20 protein-coding genes and 2 tRNA genes are annotated in these 23361 nt (G+C 63.4%); 4 read left to right on the top strand and 18 right to left on the bottom strand.

The features are described from left to right. The first annotated feature begins 41 nt into the window (after window positions 1–41). Both JAB4_RS10980 and JAB4_RS10975 read left to right on the top strand, forming a co-directional pair. Window positions 42–1016, top strand: a complete 975-nt coding sequence (locus tag JAB4_RS10980; RefSeq protein WP_227742137.1) for an AAA family ATPase — start codon at window positions 42–44, stop codon at window positions 1014–1016. Next, complete coding sequence (locus tag JAB4_RS10975) at window positions 1013–2746, top strand: cobalt chelatase (RefSeq protein ID WP_070223844.1); 1734 nt, start codon at window positions 1013–1015, stop codon at window positions 2744–2746. The genes JAB4_RS10980 and JAB4_RS10975 overlap by 4 nt, the downstream gene beginning before the upstream one ends. Here JAB4_RS10975 and JAB4_RS10970 read toward each other — a convergent pair whose 3' ends face one another. The 3 genes from JAB4_RS10970 to JAB4_RS10960 form a co-directional block, all read right to left on the bottom strand. Beyond that, entirely contained in the window at window positions 2747–3439 is a 693-nt protein-coding gene (locus JAB4_RS10970) for a choice-of-anchor E domain-containing protein (RefSeq protein WP_070223842.1), read from the bottom strand. A gap of 242 nt (window positions 3440–3681) precedes the next feature. Then, complete coding sequence (locus JAB4_RS10965; RefSeq protein ID WP_070223848.1) at window positions 3682–4821, bottom strand: AAA family ATPase; 1140 nt, start codon at window positions 4819–4821, stop codon at window positions 3682–3684. Continuing rightward, complete coding sequence (locus JAB4_RS10960) at window positions 4821–5708, bottom strand: RNA ligase family protein (protein WP_070223840.1); 888 nt, start codon at window positions 5706–5708, stop codon at window positions 4821–4823. Before JAB4_RS10960 ends, JAB4_RS10965 begins: the two co-directional genes overlap by 1 nt. A 437-nt stretch (window positions 5709–6145) precedes the next feature. Here JAB4_RS10960 and JAB4_RS10955 point away from each other — a divergent pair, with 437 nt between their 5' ends. Further along, entirely contained in the window at window positions 6146–7543 is a 1398-nt protein-coding gene (locus JAB4_RS10955; protein WP_070223838.1) for an RtcB family protein, read from the top strand. Here JAB4_RS10955 and JAB4_RS10950 read toward each other — a convergent pair. The 10 genes from JAB4_RS10950 to hisC form a co-directional block, all read right to left on the bottom strand. Then, window positions 7540–8301 (bottom strand): sulfite exporter TauE/SafE family protein, encoded by a 762-nt coding sequence (locus JAB4_RS10950; protein ID WP_227742136.1) that lies wholly within the window; start codon window positions 8299–8301, stop codon window positions 7540–7542. The genes JAB4_RS10955 and JAB4_RS10950 overlap by 4 nt on opposite strands. Window position 8302: 1 nt before the next feature. Further along, window positions 8303–9304 carry a phosphate acetyltransferase gene (gene pta, locus JAB4_RS10945; protein WP_070223834.1) on the bottom strand — a complete coding sequence of 334 codons (1002 nt, stop codon included), beginning with the start codon at window positions 9302–9304 and terminating at the stop codon, window positions 8303–8305. A 263-nt stretch (window positions 9305–9567) separates the two neighbouring features. After that, on the bottom strand, window positions 9568–11382 hold the full coding sequence (xsc, locus tag JAB4_RS10940) for a sulfoacetaldehyde acetyltransferase (RefSeq protein WP_070308476.1): 1815 nt from the start codon (window positions 11380–11382) through the stop codon (window positions 9568–9570). A 225-nt stretch (window positions 11383–11607) separates the two neighbouring features. Next, entirely contained in the window at window positions 11608–12618 is a 1011-nt protein-coding gene (locus tag JAB4_RS10935; protein ID WP_070225018.1) for a porin, read from the bottom strand. Between the two features lie 91 nt (window positions 12619–12709). After that, window positions 12710–13525, bottom strand: a complete 816-nt coding sequence (locus tag JAB4_RS10930; protein WP_070225017.1) for a thiazole synthase — start codon at window positions 13523–13525, stop codon at window positions 12710–12712. Between the two features lie 26 nt (window positions 13526–13551). After that, on the bottom strand, window positions 13552–14871 hold the full coding sequence (locus tag JAB4_RS10925) for a D-amino acid dehydrogenase (protein ID WP_070225016.1): 1320 nt from the start codon (window positions 14869–14871) through the stop codon (window positions 13552–13554). A gap of 16 nt (window positions 14872–14887) precedes the next feature. Then, a complete protein-coding gene (locus JAB4_RS10920) occupies window positions 14888–15952 on the bottom strand; it encodes a YeiH family protein (RefSeq protein ID WP_083287284.1) in 1065 nt (354 codons plus the stop codon). Between the two features lie 206 nt (window positions 15953–16158). Then, window positions 16159–17028, bottom strand: coding sequence for an NAD(P)-dependent oxidoreductase (locus tag JAB4_RS10915; protein ID WP_070225015.1), 870 nt, complete (start codon window positions 17026–17028; stop codon window positions 16159–16161). 63 nt (window positions 17029–17091) lie between these two features. Further along, the gene (locus tag JAB4_RS10910) at window positions 17092–17529 is read right to left on the bottom strand and encodes a GNAT family N-acetyltransferase (RefSeq protein WP_070225014.1); all 438 of its coding nucleotides are present in this window, start codon (window positions 17527–17529) and stop codon (window positions 17092–17094) included. A 4-nt stretch (window positions 17530–17533) separates the two neighbouring features. Next, window positions 17534–18589, bottom strand: a complete 1056-nt coding sequence (gene hisC / locus JAB4_RS10905) for a histidinol-phosphate transaminase (RefSeq protein WP_070225013.1) — start codon at window positions 18587–18589, stop codon at window positions 17534–17536. Window positions 18590–18719: 130 nt separating this feature from the next. Here hisC and JAB4_RS10900 point away from each other — a divergent pair, with 130 nt between their 5' ends. After that, window positions 18720–19319 (top strand): hypothetical protein, encoded by a 600-nt coding sequence (locus JAB4_RS10900; RefSeq protein ID WP_139143733.1) that lies wholly within the window; start codon window positions 18720–18722, stop codon window positions 19317–19319. A 161-nt stretch (window positions 19320–19480) separates the two neighbouring features. Here JAB4_RS10900 and JAB4_RS10895 read toward each other — a convergent pair. From JAB4_RS10895 to JAB4_RS10875, 5 genes are all read right to left on the bottom strand, one after another. Then, window positions 19481–19570: transfer RNA gene (locus JAB4_RS10895), tRNA-Ser, on the bottom strand. Window positions 19571–19915: 345 nt separating this feature from the next. Continuing rightward, window positions 19916–20005, bottom strand: a tRNA-Ser gene (locus tag JAB4_RS10890). A gap of 113 nt (window positions 20006–20118) precedes the next feature. Then, complete coding sequence (serS, locus tag JAB4_RS10885; protein WP_070225012.1) at window positions 20119–21408, bottom strand: serine--tRNA ligase; 1290 nt, start codon at window positions 21406–21408, stop codon at window positions 20119–20121. A 135-nt stretch (window positions 21409–21543) separates the two neighbouring features. Beyond that, window positions 21544–21747: a hypothetical protein gene (locus tag JAB4_RS10880; protein ID WP_070225011.1), complete on the bottom strand. Its 204-nt coding sequence runs from the start codon at window positions 21745–21747 to the stop codon at window positions 21544–21546. Window positions 21748–21896: 149 nt separating this feature from the next. After that, a complete protein-coding gene (locus JAB4_RS10875) occupies window positions 21897–23318 on the bottom strand; it encodes a PLP-dependent aminotransferase family protein (protein WP_070225032.1) in 1422 nt (473 codons plus the stop codon). Window positions 23319–23361: the final 43 nt, after the last annotated feature.

The raw sequence follows: 23361 nt of genomic DNA, 5'->3' as shown, positions 1-23361 counted from the left end.
CCGCTGCGGCACCCATGCTGCGGCTTGACCAGGAGAACAAGGTGCCAGATTCACGCCAACATCCCCCCGCCGCCGCAGCGCAATCCTTGCAGTCCGTGCGCAGCCTGTTCCATATCGACAGCGACCTGCTCGTGCCCGTCTTCACGGAACGCGACCCGCACGTGCCCGACATCGATCCCGCCTACCGCTTCAACAAGGACGTGACCCTGGCCATCCTGGCCGGCTTCACGCATAACCGCCGCGTGATGGTGCAGGGCTTGCACGGCACGGGCAAATCCACGCATATCGAGCAGGTGGCGGCGCGCCTGAACTGGCCCTGCGTGCGCGTCAACCTCGACGGCCACATCAGCCGCCTGGATCTGGTCGGCAAGGACGCCATCGTGCTGCGCGAACAGCAGCAAGTGACGGAATTCCAGGAAGGCATCGTGCCCTGGTCGCTGCAACGGCCCGTGGCCCTGATCTTCGACGAGTACGACGCGGGCCGCCCCGACGTGATGTTCGTCATCCAGCGCATCCTCGAGCGCGACGGCAAGTTTACTTTGCTCGACCAGAACCGGGTCATCACGCCCCACCCCCACTTCCGCCTGTTCGCCACCTCGAACACGGTGGGTCTGGGCAACCTGAACGGCATGTACCACGGCACGCAAGTGCTCAATCACGCGCAGATCGACCGCTGGAACATCGTTGCCACATTGAACTATTTGCCGCAGGACGAAGAAACGGACATCGTGCTGGCGCGTGTCCCCGCCATGAATGACGACGCGGGCCGCCAGCTGGCAAGCCGCATGGTGGCCGTGGCCAGCCTCACGCGCCACGGCTATGCGGCGGGCGACCTCGCGTGCCTGATGTCGCCGCGCACGGTAATCACCTGGGCGGAAAACTGCCAGATCTTCCGCGATCCGGCCCTGGCCTTCCGCCTGTCCTTCCTCAACAAATGCGACGAGGCCGAGCGGCCCATGGTCGCCGAGTATTACCAGCGCTGTTTCAACGAGGAATTGCTGGCGACGGCGCCATGAAGGCCGAAGCGACGGCGCCCGCCGCCTACACGCGCGAGCAGCAGGAAACGGATGAACTGTGCGCAGGCGCCATCCGGGCGCTCAGCGGCCTAGCGGCGATACGCTACCGGGGACGGCGCCTGCACGACGGCCACCGCCCCCTGCCCATCCACGCGGCGCATCTGCAGCCCGATGCGGCGCTGCAGGATTTGCCCTCGCTGCGCGGCGCGGCCGACAGCGTGGCCCTGCGCCTGCTGCACACGGATGCGGCCCTGCACAAGTCGCTGTGCCCGCCCGAGCCCGTGGCGCGGCTCGTCTTCGAGCTGCTGGAGCAACTGCGCGTGGAAACGCTGGCGCCAGATCAGCATGCCGGCGTCATCGCCAACCTGCGCCACCGTTTCACGGCCTGGTCGCACGCGTTCTACGATTCCGGCCTGGCCGAAGGCGCATCGGGCTTGCTCTTGTATACAGTGTTCCAGATGTGCTGGTCGCGCCTGACGGCCCGGCCCGTGCTGGAAAAGACGGAAGATTTCATCGAAGCGACGCGCTGGTCCGTTTCCTCGCAACTGAGCGGCGACCTGGCGGGCTTGCGCCGCCACCGCGCCGACCAGCTTGCCTTTGCCCGCCACGCGCTGGCCATCGCCCATGCCGTCGACGCCATGCTGAAAGAGGCGCAGGCGGCGCGCGAGGGAGACCAGGACGACGGGGGCGACGCCAAGGCGCGGGCAGCCTTCAAGCTGCTGCTCGATTTCGACAGCGATAACGACAATGTGCCAGACGCCGCCCCGCTGGGCGAGAGCCGCGCCTTCAGCGATGGCGCTGGCGGCTACAAGGCGTACTCCACGGCCTACGACCGCGAAGACAAGGCGGGCGACCTCGTGCGCCGCGCCCTGCTGCTCGAGTACCGCGAACGCATGGATGCGCGCATCGCCAGCTTGGGCATCAACACGGCGCGCCTGGCCCGGCGCTTCACGCAATTGCTGGCCGTGCCCCAGCGCGACGGCTGGTCGTTCGGCGAGGAAGAAGGTTATATCGATGGCCGGCGCCTGGCGCAGCTGATCAGCTCGCCCTCCGAGCGCCGCTTGTTCCGCAAGGAACAATTCCTGCCCCAGGCCGATTGCCTGGTGACTTTTCTCGTCGATTGCTCCGGTTCCATGAAGACGCATGCGGAATCCGTGGCCGTGCTGCTGGACATATTGCTGCGCGCGCTGGACCAGGCGGGCATCACGACGGAATTGCTGGGCTTTACGACGGGCGCGTGGAACGGGGGCCGCGTCAAGCGCGACTGGCTGCGCGCCCGCTCGCCCGCCCATCCGGGCCGCTTGAACGAACTCGTACACATGGTGTTCAAGGATGGCGAGACGAACTGGCGCCGCGCGCGGCCCGATATCGCCGCCCTGCTGAAGGCGGACCTGTACCGCGAAGGCGTCGATGGCGAAGCTGTGGATTGGGCGTGCACGCGCATGCTGGCGCGGCCGGAGCGGCGGCGCATCCTGCTCGTCGTGTCAGATGGTTGCCCGATGGATACGGCCACGAATCTGGCCAACGACGAGTTTTACCTGGCGCAACATCTGAAACAGGTGGTGGCGCGCCGCGAAGCGCAGGGCGCCGTGGAAATTTGCGGGCTGGGCCTGGGCCTGGACCTGGGCGCCTACTACAGCCGCAGCCTGGCCACCACCCTGCCCGCCTCGCTGAACAATGAGCTGTTCAGCGAGATCGCCCAGCTGATCGCCGGGCGCGGCCGGCGCTGATCAGGCGCGGGGCTTGCGGCGGCGCGCCATCACGCCGGCCAGCGCCAGCCCCGTCAGCAGCATCACATAGGTTTCCGGCTCCGGCACGGCGCTCACGTATTCATACGTCACTGCCACGCGGCCGGAAGCGGACGTCTGGAACTGCGTCAGCAAATTGCCCGCGCCGCTGCCCATCGAGGAGCCGATGGCATTCAAGCCCAGGTAAATCAAACCGCCGCCCGCCGAGGAAAACAGGGCAAAGTCGCTGGCGCTGGCGCTCGTGTAGCCATTCGAGCCCGTGCTCGAGCGCAGGCCCGTGCTGGCGCCCGAGGTGCCGGCAAAATCGATGCTGCCATCGAAGGCGCTCAAGGCAAAGGTCTGCGTGAACAGCGGATTGGCCACCAGCAGGGTGGAATTGTCGGGACGGTACAAGGTCAGCAGCGAGGCCAGGCTCAGGGTCACATTCGACGCGCTGGCGTCCAGGCTTTCCGTCCGGCCGCTGCCCTGCACGGCGCCTTCCAGATGGAATTTGATCGACGTCAGGGTGCCCAGGTTGCTGTCGAACTTGCCCAGGCCCAGGGTGTCTGACCAGTTGGTGGCGCCCAGGGCGCGGTCGGCGCTGAAGCTGATGGTCTGGGTGGCCGCCTGCGCGGAAGATGCGGCGCCAAGGCTTAGCACGGCGGCTGCGGCCAGTGCGATGAGAGATTTTTGCATCGATGACTCCTGTTCATTCAATGAGGAAGAGTGGATCACGCAGTGATTCACGCAGGAAGCGCGAGGGAAGTCCCTCGCGCCACAGCCCGGCCATTCAGCTAACCAGACAATTCATTGTAATAAATGAAAGAGTCACAATATACTCAGTTTGTTGCAATTTTAAAAATAACCATTAACATTTTGATTGCTCATGCAACTATCGCAAAAGCGGACGAACGCAGTGCGACACATTGGCGGGCGCCTCAATCAACGCAGTAACGCACGGCATGCGCCTCCATCGGCAGCGGGATTTCCCAGTTCCACAGCATCGCTTGCAGCTTCTTGTTGCTGAGCGATGTGTCGCGCTGGCCGTTGCGCCTGAGCAGCTCCTTGCGCGGCTGCTCCAGGTACACGAGCTCCACCTGCGCATGGTATTTGTACAGCAGGTTGAGCGTCTTTTCGCGCATCAGCTTGGACAAATGCGTGGCATTCCACACGAACGGTTCGCCCTTGCGCAGCAGTTCGCGCGCCCGCTCTTCCGCATAGTCGCCCACCTGCCCCTCGTTCTTGCCGTGCTTCAAGCCCAAGGCCGTCCGCGCATCGTCAAACGACACGACGGGCAGGCGCGGATGGTGCTTGTCCACCCACGTGTTCTTGCCCGATGCGGGCAAGCCCGACATGACGATCACGCGCGAACCCGGCTCCTGGAACAGGGAATAATCGGGATGCGCCTCGGCGCCGCGAAAGTACTTCACGCGCGTGTGGTCGTCGACGAAGACCCTGCGCTGGCCATAGCAGCCCTCCTCGCGCGCCAGTTCGCGGAACAGCTCGATGGCGTCGAGGATGCGCTGCGGGTCGGGACAGATGCGGCCGCGGATATCGGCCTCGGCCAGCATGGCCAGCAGGCGGATATCGACTTGCCACGACAGTTCGCGCACGGTAAATTCCGGCGTGACGCCGCGCCGTGATTGTTCCAGCGCAAAGAATGGCACTTGATGTACGTTAATCAGACGGCAGATTTCCTCGCGCGCGGCAAATGGCACGTCATAGTCCCACAGGGCGATGCGCGCATCGAGCGCGCCCTTGCGCGAGTGGCCGGGCTGGCCGATGGCGCCCGTCACCGGGTCGATCACCGTGGTGCTGCACTTGGCCACGTCGTGCAGCAAGGCGGCCAGGAACACGATTTCCTGTTCCGCCCGCGTGGCTTGCTGATATTCAGGCATGCCCAGCAGGGACTCCACCACCATCATCGTATGCGTCCACACGTCGCCTTCCGCGTGATAGACGGGGTTTTGCGGCGTCGTCTTCGCCAGTTCCAGCTGCGGAAAAGCGGCCAGACAGGCGTTGAAATCGGGCGACTGGCCCGCTTGCGGCACCAGTTGCTGCAGGGTTTTCCAGTTCATCATTTTGTACTCCTTGAGTAAGCTGCCAGTTCGTCGAGCGAGCTGCAGGTATGCAAGCCCAGGCTTTCCCACGTCACGAGCGGCTGCGGCGCGTACAGATCGACGCCGTCGGCCAGCAGATTCGGGATCAACGGCCGCGTGCTGTGGTGCGAGCCGCTGTCGAGGATGGTTTGCGTAAAGTCATGCCGCACCAGCTTGTAGCGGGCCAGCACTTGCTCGTCGTCTTCCACTTTCAGGTACAAGCCTTCCGCGTGGTCGGACTTGTCCGTCTGCTTCCAGCACAGGTCCAGCGGCAGGCGTTCGCGCGCCACCACGTTTTCAAAGGCGTCGCGCCACAACCGGGACTTGGCCAGCGAATGGCGCAGCAGCTGCCACAGCTGTTTCGGCGACGCGGGCATGGTGCCCGCATACAGCACGGGGACCGACAGCACGGGCGAGCCGGCCAGCATGGCGTGGCGGCGCGCCGTCGACAAAAACATCTGGCTGCGGCGGCAATACACGTCGAACTCGTTGAAATAATGGGGCAGCCGGTCATAAAACACGGAATGCTTGCTGTAAGACCACTCGCCAAACAGCACAAATTGATCTTCAAGCATATGCAGCAAGGCGTGCTCGTGCGCATGCGCCCACGGTTTCAACAGGTTGAACTGGCGTTCGCTGCCGCCGCCCGCCAGGTAGTGGCCGCGCGACTGCAGCAGCACCTCGCCCGCATCGCTGAACGACACGGCGGAGTTGGCGCCATCGATTTTTTCCTCGATGACGACGTACTGGCCGGCCAGCTTTTTCAACGGCATCTGGTCGGAACCGTCGTCGCCGTCCTGCAGGCGCGAGCCTTCCAGGTGCGGCGTGCGCGGGTATTTAAATAAAGGCAAAGATTGTAAAAACATAGCGTCCCACGCCGCGTTCACCGGGGCGTGTCCATACAGGGTCAGGGGTGCTGACGACGTGTTCGGGCGTGGACGATCAGGACGGTGGTCCTGGATACGTGTGCGGAAAGAGCAAAAACAGTGCCGCAGCAATCGGGGGCGTCAACGCGCCGAACGATGCTGCAGAGAGCATTTCGTCAGCGTTAGCAGGTGATGGCGAAGAAGCGAGGCACTTTTGGCTCCAATAAGGAAGAGGTTCGAGAAAGAACCGCGAATATAAAGGCTGTTTGATTATTTTGCAAGTGGCTCATCCGTATCGTGCGCATTCTTGTACGCTCCCCCGCTTTGCAATCCCCGCAAAATTTGCTAAGCTGGCGGCACTTCCTGTCGCTGCTGCGTGGAAAACAAACATGGCCCTTGCAAAAGGGCCGTGCATTCGTTATTTCCGGAGCAGAATCGTGTTTCCCCTATCCAGATTACAAAAAGCCCTGCGCCGCCAGGGCATCGCCGTCGCCTATGCCGACGGTATTTATACGCTCAGCAATCCGCACGCCCAAGCGTCCGTGCTGCTGCCCCATAACTTTCCCCTCGAGGAAAAAGCCGTGCGCCAGTTGATGGAATTTGCGGCCGTCGCCGTGCCCGGCCAGGATGGCCATGTGTGCAAGGCGTGCGCCACGCCCGACTTCCACCCTGGCAGCATCGCGCCCGTCGGCAGCATCGTCGCCACCAGCCCCGACATGGTGATCCCCGCCATTCCCGGCACGGACATCGCCTGCGGCATGCGCCTGATCACGACAGGCCTGACCCTGGCCCAGTTCGAGGCGCGCAAGCCGCAACTGCTCGCCAAGCTCAAACATGTGCTGCTGGAAGACGGCCGCAACGTGCCGCTGCGCTCGAAAGCGTTTGCCGCCCTGTTCGACGTGGGTCCGGCAGCGTTCATCGACAGCCTGCATGACGATGGTTTGTGGCCCCGCGTCGACAAGGAGCGGCTGTTGCGCGAGCTCGACGCTTGCATCGCCCTGCGCGAACTGGGCGGCGGCTTGCGCCATGCGCCCGCAGCGCTGGTGGGCACGCGCGAAGTGATACGCGATCCCAGCCTGGGCACGACGGGATCGGGCAACCATTTCGTGGAAATCCAGCTGGTCGACGCCGTCATGGACCGCCACGCCGCGTACCGGCACGGGCTGGTGCCGGGCGAAGTGGTCGTCATGATCCACAGCGGCAGCCGCGACGTGGGTTTTTTTGTGGGCAGCCGCTGGATGGACCGCGCCAAAGAGGCGTGGCCGAAAGGCGTGCGCCACCCGCAGTCGGGCCTGTACGGCTTGACGGGCGAACTGGCCGGCGAATACATGGACGCCATGGGCGTGGCCTCGCGCTATGCCTGGGTCAACCGCATGGTATTGGCCGAGCTGGTGCGCGACAGCCTGTCGCAAGTGTTTGCGCAGGATCAATCGCGCCTGGTGGTGGACGTGCCGCACAACGTCATCCTGCGCGAGCATGGCATGAACATCCACCGCAAGGGCGCCACGCCGGCGCGCGAAGGCGACCTGGCGCTGATCCCCGGCTCCATGGGCGACTATTCTTATGTGGCAACTGGCATGGGCAATCCCGACTGGCTGTGGTCGTGCTCGCATGGCGCGGGGCGCAGCATCCGCAGGCAAGCCATGCGCGCCATGCGGCCCACGGTGGGCGGCGACGAGATGACGTTCCAGTGCGTGACCCTGCGCGAGGAACGCCGTGTCGAGGAAGCACCGATGGCGTACAAGAAGATCGGTCCCGTCATCGCCGCGCAGGAGGAAGCGGGCTTGCTGCAATCGGTGGCGCGCTTGAAACCCTTGCTGACCTTTAAAGCCTAGTGCAGCAATTGCGGCACGGCCGCCGCCATCAGCGACAGGCCGATGGCGGTCAGCACGGCGAACGCGATGCGGCGCATGCCGCGCTGGGCGATCGGCGGCGGGTAGCGCTTGCCTGCCATGGTGGCCAGCACGCCGACGGGCAAGGCCAGCGCGCACAGCAACAAGACTTTTGCGTCGAGCTGGCCCTGGCTACCCGCCATCAGCGAGCGCCCGCCCGCGCTGATGGCAAACAAAAAGATCAGGCTGTAGCGGATGGTGGTCAAACTCATTTCCTGGCGGTAAAACTGGTACACGAGGGGCGGGCCGGCCAGCGAAAACAGGCCCGAGAACAGGCCGCCGCACACGCCGCTGATGAAAAAGCTGCGTTTATCCGCCGCGCCCGGTCCCGGCGGCGCCTGCAGCAGGATGCTGACGCCGCCATACACGATGGCCGCGCCCAGCAACAGTTTCAGCACGGGCGCATATGCCTGGTCCAGATATCCCAACAGCAAGACGCCGGCCGCCATGGCCGGCAGCAAGCCGATGCTGGCAGCGCGGATGGCGCGCCAGTCCAGGTGGTGCAAGGCGCCCGGCAAGGCCACGAGGCAATTGGCCAGCGACAATAAACTGACGAGGGCCGCCAGCGCGGGCACGGGCGCCAGGCCGAGGCCGCTGGCCACGCCCATGACGATCATGCCCAGGCCAAAGCCCGTGACGGTCTGGAAATACGTGCCGGCCGCCACCACGCCCAGCAGCGCCAGCACGGGCAAGCTGAACAACTCAGCGCCCACCCTGGGCCTGCACGGCCGTCACGGCAATGACGTTGTAGACGTCGTCGGCGCTGCAGCCGCGCGACAAATCGTTGGCCGGCTTGTTCAAGCCTTGCAGCAAGGGGCCGATGGCGACGGCGCCGCCCATGCGCTCGGCCAGCTTGTAGCCGATATTGCCCGCGTCCAGGTTCGGAAATACCAGCACGTTGGCGCGGCCGTTGACGACGGAATCCTTGACTTTTCTCTGGGAAATTTCGGCCACGATGGCCGCGTCGAGTTGCACATCGCCATCGATGGCCAGCAGCGGACGCTGGGCCTTGACCCGGTCCGTGGCCGCATGCACCTTGTCCACGGCCGCGTGATGGGCGCTGCCGCTGGTGGAAAACGACAGCATGGCGACCCGTGGTTCTTCCATCAGCAAGGCTTGCGCGCTGTCGGCGGCGGCCATGGCGATGTCGGCCAGTTCCTCGGCCTTCGGATCGACGACGAGGGCGCAGTCGGAAAAGATGAATCCGCCCTTCAGGCTGTGGAACGGTTCGCACAGCATCATCAGGAAAAAGCTCGACACGAGCTTGAAGGCCGGGTCGACGCCGATGATCTGGATGGCGCTGCGCACCACGTCGGCCGTCGTATGCACGGCCCCCGCCACGCAACCGTCCGCGTCGCCCAGGCGCACCATCAGGTTGGCGTAGCACAACGGGTCTTGCACGGCGATGCGCGCCTGCTCCACCGTCATGCCCTTGGCTTGGCGCAACACGAACAATTGCTGGGCATAGTGTTCCGACTCGTCGGACGTGGCCGGGTCGACCAGGCGCACGCTATCGAGGTCAAGCCCGTGCTCGTGCGCCAGGGCGAGGATGGCGGCCGGCTGGCCGACGAGGGTAATGTGCGCCAGCCCTTCGGCGGCAGCCCGCGCGGCCGCCTGCAGCACGCGCGCATCGCCACCCTCGCACAACACGATATGTTTCGGCACGGCGCGGGCTTGCTCGATGATGCGGTGCAGGGCTTTCATGGCGACTCCAATTCGGTAAAAAAAGTGCCGGAACCATGGAAGCATAAAGATGGTTCCGGCACATAAAACCCGGCAAGCCGGGGTCATACAAGGATCGGTCGGGGTGGCGTCGGATGACGCCGGGCCTGGCTACTGCCCGGGTGGTGTCGGATTACGCCGGGCTTTGCCCGGCTAATCCGACCTACGCCAGCACCACGCGTACATTGCGTAGGTTGGGTAGGTTGGATTAGCCCAACGGGCGTAATCCAACAACACCCGTTACATCAAACGTAGTCTTTATACTTATCCAGATGACGAATTGGTTTACTCAGCGCATCGCGGCGGAACGGGTCGCCCAGCTCGCGCGTGCACATGATTTCGATGATGGTCGTCTTGCCTTCATTCATCTGCATGTCGATCGCCTTCTTCAAGGCCGGCCCCACGTCTTCCAGCTTGTCGACCGTGATGCCTTCGGCGCCCATGGCCCGCGCAATTTCCGCGAAACTCTGGTTGTCGAGCTCGCCGGCAACGAAGCGGCGGTTGTAGAAATCGACCTGGTTCTTCTTTTCCGCGCCCCACTGGCGGTTGTGGAACACCACGGCCGTGACGGGAATGTTGTGGCGCACGCAGGTCATCGTTTCCATCAAACTCATGCCCCAGGCGCCGTCACCCGCATACGACACGGCCGGACGGTGGGGAGCTGCCACCTTGGCGCCGATGATGGTCGGGAACGCGTAGCCGCAGTTGCCAAAGCTCATCGCCGCAAAGAAGCTGCGCGGCTTTTCAAAGCGCAGATAGCTGTTGGCCACCGAGTTGATGTTGCCGATGTCGGTCGACACCATCACGTCTTCCGGCATGGCTTTTTCCAGCTCGCGCAAGACCTGGCGCGGGTGCAAATAATTGCCCGGCTCTTTCTTTTGCTCTTCGATCATGTCCAGGCTGTACGCATCTTTTTCATGGGTCCAGTTGGTCAGCTCCTCTTCCCACGCCGCCTTCTCGGCTTGCACGGTGGCATAGCGCGCGTCGCGCGTGGCGTCGCAGTCGAGGCTCTTGCCGTCGAGGCGGGACAGGATGGCTTTGGCGGCCGCCTTGGCATCGCCGCAGATGCCGACCGAAATCTTTTTGACCAGGCCCAGCATCTTGTTGTCGGCGTCGATCTGGATGATCTTCGCGTTCTTCGGCCAGTAATCCATGCCGTGCTGCGGCAAGGTGCCGAACGGTCCCAGGCGCGAGCCTAAAGCGACGACGACGTCGGCCTGGGCGATCAGTTTCATCGCCGCCTTGGAACCCTGGTAGCCGAGCGGACCGCACCACAGCGGGTGGCTGGCGGGAAACGAGTCGTTGTGCAGGTAGCTGTTCACGACGGGCGCGCCCAGGCGTTCGGCCAGGGCCTTGCATTCTTCGATGGCTTCGCCCATGACGACGCCGCCGCCCGAGATAATGACGGGGAACTTGGCCTTGGCCAAGAGCTCGGCCGCATCGTTGAGGCTTTGCTCGCCGCCGGCGCCGCGGTCCAGGCGGTTCGGTTTCGGGATTTCCGCCTTGATTTCGCCATAAAAATAGTCGCGCGGGATGTTCAGTTGCGTCGGCCCCATTTCCGACATGGCGCGGTCGAAGCAGCGGCCCGTAAATTCCGCCATGCGGGCCGGATTGGTCACATGACCCTGATATTTGGTAAATTCCTCGAACATCGGCAACTGGTTCGCTTCCTGGAAGCCGCCCAGGCCCATGCTCATCGTGCCCGTTTCCGGCGTGATGATGACGACGGGCGTGTGCGCCCAGTAGGCGGCGGCAATCGCCGTGACGCAATTGCTGATGCCGGGGCCGTTCTGGCCGATGACGACGCCATGGCGGCCCGAGACGCGGGCATAGCCGTCGGCCATGTGGCCGGCGCCCTGCTCGTGCACGACGGGGATCAGCCGGATGCCGGCCGGCGCAAAAATGTCCATCGGGTCCATGAAGGCCGAGCCCATGATGCCGAACATGTCGGTCACGCCATTGGCGGCCAGGGTTTCCACGAACGCTTCGGAAGGCGTCATCTTTTGCGGGCCTACTGGAACGGCAGCGGCGGCGGCTTTTTGGTCGGACAAATCGGTCATGGCTCAGTCTCCTTACGGTTTTATAAAAAATCGGTATATTTTGTTCCGATATTTGAAATACGTGTTCAATTTAACGGTTGCGAAATGCGCTGTCAATGAAAATTCATGAAAAATCGGACTGTTTCATTCCTGAATCCGGAATCCGTGACTTAGGCCCATTCCTGAAACAACAATGGCGGCTTATCCGCAACAGACAAGCCGCCATCGCTACCTGCGCCGCCGCGTTTAGAACTTCAGGCGCATGCCGGCCGTGAAGGCGCTCGAGTTATGCCCAGGCAAGGGCACGCTGCCGCCGCTGGAGGCGTCGCCAACGAAGTTGGTGCCAGCGCCATCGTTGCTGATGCGCCCGTACGAGGTGTACAGGTTCGTGCGCTTGGACAAGGCATACGTGTAGCCGATGGCCAGCTGGCGCCCGCCGCGGCGCGCATTCGTGCGGTCATCCTTGCGGATGTACGAGGCCATCACGCTGCCCGCCGCGCCCACGGGAGCCGACGCGCCCAGCATGTAGTTGCGGAAATCCGTGCCCGCATCGTCCTTGTCCGTTTCATAGGCGGCGTGCAGCTTGGCGGGGCCGAAGTCGTAAGTGCCGCCCAGCAAGGTCACTTTCGCCGTGTTCAGCGGCGTGTCCTTGCGGTTGTCGTGCGCCAGGGTCAGCACGAGCGGGCCGTTGGCGTAGTCGATGGAAAAGTCGATGGTGCGGCCCAGCGTATTGCTGTCCGGCTTCTCTCCCAGACCGTACATGATCGATGCCGACAGGCCCTTGACCTTGGGCGTCTCATACATGATGGAATTTTTCGTGCGCAGGCTGGCCACGCTCATCAGGTTGATCGAGGCGCCCGTCAGGCCCGTCTCGAAGGGGTCGATATTGTCCAGCGCCGTGAACAGCGGGTTGTGCTGCAAGCCCAGGTTCACGGCGCCGAAGCCGCCGGACAGGCCCACGTAGGCCTTGCGCCCGAACAAGGCGCCCTGGCGGTTGGCGCCCGTGTCCACGTCGAGGCCATTTTCCAGCAGGAAATTGGCTTTCAAGTTGTTGCCCAGGTCTTCCGTGCCCTTGAAGCCGATGCGGCTGCCCGACTGCACGCCGGTGGCCAGCTTGGTGACGGAACCGTCCGCGCCGCCGTGCTCGGACGTGAAGCCCGCGTCGAGCAAGCCGTACACGGTGACGGACGATTGGGCGCTGGCGTTGCCGGCGAAGAAGGAGGCCAGGATGGCTGCCGCTACGAGTGTGTGTTTCATGTCATCTCCAGGTATTGTGGTTTTTATGGGTGCTTCAAACAGAATCAACAACGGTGCTGCAAACTGCGGTAAATGCGGTAAATGCGGCAACTCAGGCGATCAGCCCGGCCATCGGCGACGAGGGCGAAGCGCTCATGGCGCCCGCTCTCCGGGGCATGCGTCCGGCCAGATAGGCCTCGCGTCCGCCCTGCACTGCCAGTTTCATGGCGCGCGCCATGCGGATCGGCTCGCGCGCCGCCGCGATGGCAGTATTCATCAAGATGCCGTCGCAACCGAGTTCCATGGCGATGGCCGCGTCCGACGCCGTACCCACGCCCGCGTCCACCAGCACGGGCACCTTGGCTTGCTCGATGATCAGGGACAGATTCCATGGATTGAGAATGCCCATGCCCGAGCCGATCAATGACGCCAGCGGCATGACGGCGATGCAGCCGAGGTCTTCCAGCATGCGCGCCTGGATGGGGTCGTCGCTGCAATACACCATCACCTGGAAGCCGTCGCGCACCAGCTGCTCCGCCGCCTTTAACGTTTCCGGCATGTTCGGGAACAGGGTCTTTTCATCGCCCAGCACTTCCAGCTTGCACAACTGGTGGCCGCCCAGCAGCTCGCGCGCCAGTTGCAGAGTGTAGACGGCATCGCGTGCGTTGTAGCAGCCGCCCGTGTTGGGCAGGATCGTGTATTTCGACGGCGGGATGAAGTCGAGCAGGTTCGGCTCGCCCTTTTCCTGGCCGATATTCACCCTGCGGATGGTCACGGTGACGATCTCGGCGCCGCTTTCCTCGATGGCGAGGCGCGTCTCCTCGAAATCCTTGTATTTACCGGTGCCCACCAGCAGGCGCGACTGGTAGGTGGTGCCGGCCAGGGTCAGGCCACTGGCGGGCGGGCGGGGGGTGGCGTCGTCTCTCATCGTGATCTCCTAAGTTAAAGCTGGGGTCAGACCCGGCGGGTCTGACCCCGGAACTCCTCTGCCGCAGACTGCGGTGCCAAGCGTTGCCCGCAAAACGCAAAATCGACTTCCGGCCGCCGTCCCGACACGAGGTCGGCGATCGCCCTGCCCGCGCCGCAGCCCATGGTCCAGCCCAGGGTGCCGTGGCCCGTGTTGAGGAACAGCTGGCGGTAGCGCGTGGCGCCGATGTAGGGCACGTTCGACGGTGTCAGGGGGCGCAGGCCGGCCCAGTAGACGGGATCGCCGTAATCGCAGGCATCGGGGAACAGCGCCTGCACGCGGCGCGTGATCGCGGCGCAGCGCACGGGGTTGAGTTCGCGCGTGTAGCCGTTCAGCTCGCACGTGCCCGCCACGCGCAGGCGCGATCCCAGGCGCGAAAACACGAGCTTATGGCCGTCGTCCGTCAGCGATACGCTGGGTGCGCTGACGGGATCGATGATCGGATACGTGGCGGAATAACCCTTGCCCGGATACAGCATCAGCCGGATGCCCAGCGGCTGCAGCAGCGGTGCGGAAAAACTGCCCATGGCCACCACCACGGCGTCCGCGTATTCCAGCCGGTGGCGCCCCTGCGCATCGATGCATTCCACGCCCGTGATGCGTGCGCCATTCGCACCATCTTCCAGCAGCCGCGTCACCGTCGTGCTGTACTGAAAATCCACGCCGGCCGCCGCCGCGCGGGCAGCCAGGGCCGTGGTAAACAGATGCACGTCGCCCGATTCGTCGCTGGCCGTGAAGTCGCCGCCCACGATGCGGCTGCGCGCGTGGCGCAAGGCAGGCTCCAGCCGGATCACTTCGTCGGCGCTGACGGTATTGCGCGGACAGCCCAGCTCGCGCAGGAGCGCGGCGCCCGCTTGCGATTTGTCAAACTCCTGCTCGTCCGTATAAAAATGCAAAATGCCCCGTTCCAGGTGATCATAGGTAATCCCCGTCTCGCGACGCAAGGCTTGCAGGCTCTGGCGGCTGTACTCGGCCAGGGCGACGATCTGGCGCATGTTGCGCGCCACCCTGGACGGCAGGCATTCGCGCAGGTAGTGCAAGGCCCACTGCCATTGCAGCGGGTCCAGGCGGGGACGGAACAGCAGCGGCGCGTCGTCCTTGCCCAGCCAGCTAACGACCTTGCGCAGGGTGGCGGGATTGGCCCACGGTTCCGCGTGCGAGACGGAAATCTGCCCGCCGTTGCCGAAACTGGTTTCCTGCGCGGCGCCCGCCTGGCGTTCGAGCACGCGCACGTCGTGGCCCGCCTGGCGCAAGTACCAGGCCGATGCCGTGCCGACCACGCCGGCGCCGAGAACGAGGACTTTCATGGCGGGCCCGATGCGCTTAACGCGTCAGCAGGACGGCGATGGCGACGAAGGCGGCGATCCACACGGTCTCCATCACCAGCATGATCACGGGACGCCAGCCCAGCGAGGCCAGCGACTGGAACGAGGTTTTCACGCCCAGAGCGGCAATCGCAATGACGAGGCAGGCGCGCGAGGCATTGTTGATCCAGCCATTCACTTCCTGCGGAATCAGGCCCAGGCTGTTCGTGATGACGAGCCAGACAAAGCCGATCAGGAAGAACGGCACGAGCGGCGGCGCATCGACTTCGCTCTTGCCATCCTTGCGCTTGAACATGATCGACAGGCCCAGCACGACGGGCACGAGGCAGGCGACGCGCGTCAATTTCACGAAGGTGGCGACGTCGCCCGTATGGTTGCTCACCAGATAGCCGGCGCCCACCACTTGCGCCACGTCATGGATGGTGCCGCCGATGAACACGCCCGCTTCCGTGGGGTCAAAACCCAGCAGCTTGACCAGCAGCGGGTAGACGATCATGGCCAGGGTGGACAGCGACGTCACGCCCACCACCGTCAGCAGGGTGAATTTCTCGTTTTCCTTGGTTTGCGGCAGCACGGCCGAGATGGCCAGCGCAGCCGAGGCGCCGCAGATGGCCACGGAGCCGCCCGACAAAATGCCTTCCGTGATGGGGCGTTTCAGCCATTTGGCCAGCAGGTAGCCGAAGCCCAGGGTGGCGATCAGGCCGCCGACGACGATCAATAACGGCGTCACGCCCACCGAGGCGATCTGATTGAAGGTGATGCGCGCGCCCAGCAGCGCCACGCCCGTGCGCAGCAGCACCTTGCTGCAAAACTCGATGCCGGGCTTGCAGGTGGGATCGGACGCGAGGAAGTGGAAAGCCAGGCCGAAGAACAGCGCATACAGCAGCTGGGGCCCGCCGTAATTGCTGGAAATAAAGGTGGCCGACAGGGCGATCACCAGCGCGATGGCCACGCCGGGCCAGCTGCGCAGCACGGCGCGGGGCCGCCAGATGGCGATGGCGGAAGACAAATAGGGGATGTTCTTGTCGACAACGCGTGTTATCGCTGAGGAGTTAGTTTTCATGCTGGTCCGCTCATAATGTTTTAAAAATTGGGACATTTCATCTCGTTTTTTAATAATACACGATGAGCTAGCGAAGTCCATGCTTTTCCATGAAAATCGAAACCGGATGTTCCGGAAACCGACATTTTAATAATGCCGACACCATAAACGACAAGCGGCGCGGCCCTGGGCAGGGACGCGCCGCTCTTTACTGAAGAGTTAAAAAGTTACTTTTTGTTCAGGCGGGTAATCAGGCTGGAGGTGTCGTAGCGGTTGCCGCCCGCCTGCTGCACTTCGCCATAGAACTGGTCCGTCAAGGTCGTCACGGGCAAGTCGCTGCCGTTGCGCTTGGCTTCGGCGAGGCAGATACCGAGGTCCTTGCGCATCAGGTCGACGGCGAAACCGAAGTCGAACTTGCGCTCGATCATGGTCTTGCCCCGGTTTTCCAGCTGCCATGACTGCGCCGCGCCCTTGGAAATCACGTCCACCACCAGGGCCGCGTCGAGGCCCGCGTTTTCCGCAAAGGCAATGCCTTCGCTCAAGGCTTGCACCAGGCCCGCGATGCAGATCTGGTTGACCATTTTTGTGAGCTGGCCGGAACCGGAGGCGCCCATGTAGGTGACGGCGCGCGCGAACAGGGCAATGACGGGCTCGGCACGTGCATACGCCTCTGCATCGCCGCCCACCATCACGGTCAGCTTGCCGTTTTCCGCTCCGGCCTGGCCGCCGGACACGGGCGCGTCGAGGAAGAACACGCCCTTCTCCTTCGCCGCCGCGTGGATGGTGCGCGCCGCTTCGGCGGACGCCGTCGTATGGTCGATCAGGATGCTGCCCGGCGCCATGGCGGACAGCAAGCCGCCCTCTTCCAGGATCACTTGATACAGATCGTTATCGTTGCCGATGCAGGTGAAGACGAACTCGGCACCCGCTGCGGCGGCGGCCGGCGTGGCGGCGCTGCTGCCCTTGTGCTGCTCCAGCCAGGCGGCCGCGCGGGCCGGGTTGCGGTTGTACACGGTGACGTCGTGCCCGCCCGCCGCCAGGTGACCTGCCATGGGGAAACCCATGACGCCCAAACCGATGAATGCCACTTTTGCCATTTTGTCCGTCCTGTCGATGTGTGAATCCGATTATTGTTGCACAAACAGTCGCCGCAGGCAGCATCAAGGCGCGGGGGCGCGCCGATAATACAGGTCGAACTCTTCCTCGCCATCCGGCACGAAGCCGTGACGCATATAGAAGCGGTTCGCCTCGCTGCCGCGCAAGGCGCCCACGCGCACGCTCTTGCGGGCCGCATCGGCCTCGGCAAACACGCGCGCCAGCACGGCCGCGCCCATGCCTTGCCGCTGGCATTCCGGCGCCAGGTAGAGGTGGTCGAGCAGCAAATAATCCGCTTGCGGGCGCAACACATAGAAGCCGGCCAGCGCGCCGCCGTGGCGCAACTGCCAGGTGCAGGCGGGGTCGTAGGTGGACAGGAAACGCTGGCGCGCCCGCTGCGGATCATAGCGGCCGATGCGCTCCAGGCTGTCGCGCATGGCGGCCACGCGCAGGCTGGCCAGCGCCTCGCCATCGGCGCTGCTGGCAGGGACGAAGGTCAGCATGGCGTCACAGCACTGCGCGCAATGCCGCCATCAAGGCGGCGCACTCGGTCGGGTTGCCGATACTGATGCGCAAATACTGGCTGATGCGCGGCGCATTGAAATGGCGCACGATCACCGACTTGGCGCGCAAGCCTGCCGCCAGTTGCGCCGCATCATGCTGCGGGTGGCGGGCAAAGACAAAGTTGGCCACCGACGGCAGCACCTCGAAGCCCAGCGCCGCCAGGTCCGCCGCCAGCTGTTCGCGGCTGGCGATGACGGCCTGGCGCGTCTGCTGGAAATACGCTTCGTCGTGCAGCGACGCTACCGCGCCGGCCAAGGCCAGCCGGTCCAGCGGATACGAGTTGAAACTGTTCTTCACGCGCTCCAGCGCCTCGATCAAATCCGCATGGCCGAAGGCACACCCCACGCGCAAGCCGGCCAGCGAACGCGACTTCGAGAACGTCTGCACCACCAGCAAGTTCGGATACCGGTCGACCAGGGCCACGGCGCTCTCGCCGCCGAAATCCACATACGCTTCATCGACCACGACCACGGCGTCGGGATGCTCGCGCAGCAAGGTTTCCACGTCGGCCAGCGGCAAGTCCACACCCGTGGGCGCGTTGGGATTCGGGAAGATGATGGCGCCGCACGGCCCTTGATAGTCTTCGGGGCGGATGCGCATGGCATCGTCGAGCGCGACCGTGCGGTAATCGATGCCGTACAGCTTGCAATACACGGGATAGAAGCTGTAGCTGATGTCCGGGAACAGCAGGGGCGCATCGTGCTTGAGCAAGGCCATGAAGGCCAGCGCCAGCACTTCATCGGAACCGTTGCCGACGAACACTTGCGCGCTGTTGAGGCCGTGGTAGGCGGCCAGGGTTTGCTTCAGTTCGCTGGCGGTGGGATCCGGGTAGAGGCGCAGGCTGTCGTTGGCCGCTTCGCGCAGCGCGGCCAGCACCTGCGGCGACGGGCCGTAGGGGTTTTCGTTGGTGTTGAGTTTCACCAGGTCGGGCAGTTTCGGCTGCTCGCCGGGGACGTAGGGGGTCAGCTCGCTGACGATGTTGCTCCAGAATCGGCTCATTGCTTTTATGGGTGGGGTCGGGATGGGAGGAGGTAGATTAACATAGGCTGAGCGGGGTCAAGGTGGGGGGCATCGGCAAGGGGTAGCGTGGACAGCATCGGCATCGGCCCCAGACTGTAGAGGACGTGGCATGAACAGCATGCACAAGCTGAGCGATACGCGGGTGCGGCATGACGCGCTCACGCAACAGGCACGCCAGCGCAAGATCGAGGCATGGATGCGGGTTGCCACCAGCCTCGGCGAACAGATCGCCGTCGAATTGCAGACTGCCACTGAGCAGCTACAGGGCGAGGGTATGGCCGACTTGCAGCGCGTGACGGCACTGGCACAACGCTTGGCAAACAATAGCAAAGCCATGCGCGATACCCTCGGGACACTGTTTGACAGCGGTGAAAAAAGCGAGGAGCATGCAGTGACAAGCACGGAGGATTGCGCCATGGACGAGCAAGTCAACACACTGGGAAAAGACATGGCCGGGGTGAAACTGGACGTTGCTGATTTGAAGGTTGATGTGGCCGGCATCAAGGTGGATGTGGCTGGTCTGAAAACGGATGTCGGCGTTCTCAAGACCGATGTCGGTGGCTTGAAACTGGACCTCGCTGTGGTGCGCTCCAATTATGCGACCAAGTCAGATGTGGCTGAGGCGAAGTCGGCTGTCATCCTGTCGTGTGTGGGGACGATCATTGCCATGTCGGGCGTCGCGTTTGCGGTAGCCAAGCTCGTGCATTAGCTTGGGTTCCTGGGGGCTGGCCTTTAAAACCTGAATGGAGGAAAAAACGCCTTGCGCTGCGCGCTTTGGGCGGTTTTTCTACCTGCATTGAGACGCTGACGATTTTTTGGCGTTGCGCAAATAAAAAAAGCTCCCTTGGGGGGAGCTTCTCTTATGTATTCTGGCGGAGAGGGTGGGATTCGAACCCACGGTACGATTTAACGTACGCTTGATTTCGAGTCAAGTACATTCGACCACTCTGCCACCTCTCCGTTTACTGCGGTCTATTCGCTCAAACTGGCATGCCTGTTTGAACGAGGCGCTATTTTAGCATGGGTGTTGTTGGGTTGGGTAGGGGTTTATTGGTGATTTGCAACCCAATGCTGGACGCCAACCCGAAAAACAATTTGGCGATTCGGGGAGCCTCGCGCAAGGCGCGGCTCGCCTTTGTAGACGCCACCTTGGCGCACGCGTGAAAACCAATTGGGCGATTCGGAGGGCCCCGCGCAAATATGCGCGGGGCTTCGAATCCCACGCGTACGCCCCGCAGGGGGCGTACTCCTCTTCGCCGCCACAAATAAAAAAAGCTCCCTTGCGGGAGCTTTCTCTATTTGTTCTGGCGGAGAGGGTGGGATTCGAACCCACGGTACGATTTAACGTACGCTTGATTTCGAGTCAAGTACATTCGACCACTCTGCCACCTCTCCATTTGCTGCGGTCTTTTCCCGCATTGCTGCGAGAAGGCAAGATTATAGCAGCCGCTTGAAAAAATGGAAGGACTATTTTAAGCCTTCCATTGCTGCAAGCTGCCTGGTCTTTTTTACGCCTTCAGATGCGTCAGGCCGCCCATGTACGGGCGCAGCACTGGCGGGATTTCGACGCTGCCGTCCGCTTGCTGGTAGTTTTCCAGCACAGCCACCAGGGTGCGGCCCACTGCCAGGCCGGAGCCGTTCAGGGTGTGGGCCAGTTCCGGCTTGCCGGCTGCGTTGCGGAAACGTGCCTGCATGCGGCGGGCCTGGAAGGCTTCCGTGTTCGACAGGGACGAGATTTCGCGGTAGGTGTTCTGCGCCGGCAGCCATACTTCCAGGTCGAAGGTCTTGCTGGCCGTAAAGCCCATGTCGCCCGTGCACAGCGACATCACGCGGTATGGCAGGCCCAGGCGTTGCAAGATCGTTTCCGCGTGGCCGACCATTTCTTCCAGCACCTGGTACGAGGTGTCCGGGTGCACCACTTGCACCATTTCCACCTTGTCGAACTGGTGCTGGCGGATCATGCCGCGCGTGTCGCGGCCGTAGCTGCCCGCTTCCGAACGGAAGCATGGCGTGTGGGCCGTCATCTTCAGGGGCAATTGGTCGAGCGCCAGGATTTCATCGCGCGCGATATTGGTCAGCGACACTTCCGACGTCGGGATCAGGTAGAAGGTCTCGCCCTCGCCTTCCACGCCGCCTTTTTTCACCGAGAACAGATCGGCTTCGAATTTCGGCAGCTGGCCCGTGCCGCGCAGCGAATCGGCGTTGACCATGTACGGCGTATAGCATTCCGTGTAGCCGTGCTCGTCCACGTGCGTGTTGAGCATGAATTGCGCCAGTGCGCGGTGCAGACGGGCGATGCCGCCCTTCATCACGGAGAAGCGCGAACCGGTCAGCTTGGTGGCCACTTCGAAGTCCAGGCCCAGCGGGGCGCCCACGTCGACGTGATCCTTGACTTCAAAATCGAACGTGCGCGGCGTGCCGACCTTGCGCACTTCCACGTTGCCCGACTCGTCCGTGCCTACCGGCGCCGATTCGTGCGGCAGGTTCGGCACGGCCATGATGAATTCGCTCAGCTTGGCTTGCACCAGGGTCAGGGCCGCTTCATCGGCTTTCAGTTCATCGCCCAGGCCGGCCACTTGCGCCATCACGGCCGAGGTGTCTTCCCCCTTGCCTTTCAACATGCCGATTTGCTTGGACAGCGCGTTGCGCTTGCCCTGCAGCTCTTCGGTGCGCGTCTGGATCGCCTTGCGTTCGGCTTCGAGGGCGGTAAAACCTGCCACGTCGAGCTGGAATTTGCGCGTCGCCAGGCGTTCTGCGACGTTGGCGATGTCTTTACGGAGAAGTTGGATATCTATCATGGGTGGATGGCGGTGCCGATGTATCGAAAGCACTCATTGTACCAAGACCCGTTCAGTTCTTTATGAGTTTTGCACACGCTCTGCCATCGTCATGGCGGCATGGCCGGGCACTCGCGCCCGCTTTACGGCGGATACTTAAATGAAAGCGGCTTTTTCGGCGGCCGTCAGGCGGCGGGCGCTGACGGTGACGACGGGCATGCTGGTGTCGGCGGCCTTGGCGATCAGGGTCGACGTGGCGCTCACCTCCACCGTGTTGGCGCCGGCGGTGGCGAAGCTGCTGCCGATGGCCAGGACGGCGGCGGCGATAAAGGCGATTTCCATGTTTTTCAGTGCGTGCATGATGTGACTCCTGGTTAGTTTGCGTCGTTGAATGCTGCTGGTATGGTGCTACTTTAGCCAACGGCGGCAAACAAGGCCACCGGCTTGCGACCGGCGGCGAAAAACAGGGAGCGAACGGTGAAAATGCGGGACTGAAACGCAAAGAATAGTTACAAGGCCTCATGCACCAGGCGGCCCAGCCGGCCGATCGCCTGCTCGATGCGCGGCGTCCACGGATTGCCGCAATTGAGGCGCAGATAATTGCCGAACTTGCCCGAGGCCGAGAACAGCTGGCCCGGCATATACGCCACGCCGTCCGCGACGGCCGGGCCATGCAAGGCCAGCGCATCGATTTGCGGCGGCATCTGCACCCACAGCACGAAACCGCCCTGCGGCTCGGACAGCATGCAGTCCGCCGGAAAGCTGGCCGCCACGGCATCGGACATGCGCGCGATGCGCTGCACCAGCGTGCGCCGCATCTTGCGCAGCTGCTGGTCGTAGCTGCTGCCCTCCAAAAAGTCGGCCAGCACGGCCTGGAAAAAATGGCTGGTGGCGCCGCTCGACACGGTTTTCAGCAAGGCCACTTCCTGTGCGAAACGCCCGGCCAGCACATAGCCGACGCGCGACGCGGGCGTGATAGCCTTGGAAAACGAGGAACACAGCAGCACATTGCCGCTCGTGTCGTAAGCCTTCACAGGCCACGGGCGCTGCGGCGCAAAGCACAGGTCGCCATAGACATCGTCTTCCACCAGCGGAATATTAAATTCCGACAGCAAGCCCGCCAAGCGCTTCTTGTTGGCTTCCGGCATGACGCAGCCCAGGGGATTGTTCGCGTTCGGCACGAACAGGCACGCCTGCACGAGGCCGGCGCGCAGGGCCAGCTCGAGCGCATCGAGCGACGGCCCCGTCTTCGGGTCGGTGGGGATTTCCAGCGCCTTCATGCCCAGGCTTTCTATCATCTGCAGCAGCACGAAATACGTGGCCGACTCAATGGCGATGGTGTCGCCCGGCTTGGCCACGGCGCGCAGGCACAGGCTGATCGCTTCCGTGCAGGAATTCGTCACGACGATCTCGCGCGGGTCCAGCTTGCCCCAGTCCAGCGCGCGGCGCGCGACCTGGCGCAGGAAATTGCCTTCGCTGACGTCGTAGCAGCTGACCTTGCTCAATAACGCCGGCTCGCGCCGCGCCACCGCGCTGATGGTGCGCTGCATGCGCTTGATGGGCAATATCTCGTCGGGCGGCCAGGCCGTGCCCAGCTGCACGATAGCGGGCGCCTCGTTTTCCTTCAGCACGCGCATCAACAGGTTGTTGATGCCGACAAAGGCCGGCTCCTTCAAATGCTGCGCGTCCGCGCTGCAGGGCCGGCGCGGCGCGCGGTGGCGCACGAAATAGCCGGACTGGGGCCGCGCATCGACTTGCCCCCGGTCTTCCATCAGGCGCAAGGCTTGCATCACGGTGCTGACGGAAATGCGCTTTTGCTGCGCCAGGTGGCGGATCGACGGCAAGCGGTCTCCAGGCGCGAACACGCGCGCGTCGATCAGGGCGCCCAGCTCGTTGGCCAGGTGCTCGTACAGATTCAAAGGCGCATTCATGTTCATCCCTTCAGTATGCGGCTGGTGCGCGCGGCACGCACAG

This window comes from Janthinobacterium sp. HH102 (genome assembly GCF_001758625.2).
Classification (GTDB): domain Bacteria; phylum Pseudomonadota; class Gammaproteobacteria; order Burkholderiales; family Burkholderiaceae_D; genus Janthinobacterium.
This window is presented reverse-complemented; position numbering and strand designations above follow the sequence as displayed.